Raw genomic sequence first — 945 nt, forward strand, 5'->3', positions numbered from 1 at the left:
TTGATGACTTGTAATTTAAACTCTTTGGAATGTTTTGTGCGTTTCATGATGTCAACCTCCTTGGTACATTAAGCAGTATAATAAATTTTACTCTTACTGTCCAAGTTCATTTTGGGGCTAATAAGTTCGCATAAGGAATTGATAGAAAAGCGCAAAGAGTTGGAGGGACTACAAAGTGGATTCATAAGTATTGGCACCTTTTCTAGTGTTACATGTCATTGGCTACCAGGATTGAAACTTTAAGGAACAGTATCCAACTGTTCATTTCGAATTACACCAAGGTAATTATACGGACATCTCTAATTGGATTAAGGAAGGAAGCGTAGACTTTGGGTTTGTGAATACAAACTCTCTTTCGAATCTAACTACCATCTCCCTGCAAAAAGATGAAATGGTTGCAGTACTACCAGCAAATCAGCCTTTAGCAGCATACACAAATGTCTCATTTGAAGATTTAAAAAATGGACCCTATATATTGTTGGGTGAAGGAGTAGGGAAATGAACATTAATTTATTTTAAGAAAAATGGCTATGAACCTAGTATACAATACCGAGTATATGACTTTTATGCCATTATGGCCACAATTGAAAAAGATCTCTAGGGATTTCTAACTTACCTAAACTCATCTTAACTAAATGTTCTTATAATATTATAACAAAACCAATCTCTCCATCTATCATTCGAACAATTAGTCTGGCATACAAGGATAAAAAGGTATTGCCAATAGCAAGTAAATATTTTAATGACTTTATTATTATTACTCAACTTTCGCACTTGGAAAAATGTAATGAGTTTATATGTGTGTAATGTATGGAGCCGTTAAAGTATGGTACTAGACTTTAAATATAGGCATGAAAAAACACCTCTTCATTTGGTATAGTTGATTTGTCGAGAATCACAATACCATACAGAAGAGGTGCCCCCTATATGATATCGAATAATGGT

The 945-nt window shown here is 33.9% G+C and carries 1 protein-coding gene; it reads left to right on the forward strand.

The window, feature by feature from the left end; all coding sequences use genetic code 11:
* The first annotated feature begins 295 nt into the window (after positions 1–295).
* Positions 296–502 carry a LysR family transcriptional regulator substrate-binding protein gene (locus M3226_RS31470; RefSeq protein WP_251573413.1) on the forward strand — a complete coding sequence of 69 codons (207 nt, stop codon included), beginning with the start codon at positions 296–298 and terminating at the stop codon, positions 500–502.
* Positions 503–945 lie beyond the last annotated feature (443 nt).

This window comes from Neobacillus cucumis (assembly GCF_023715505.1).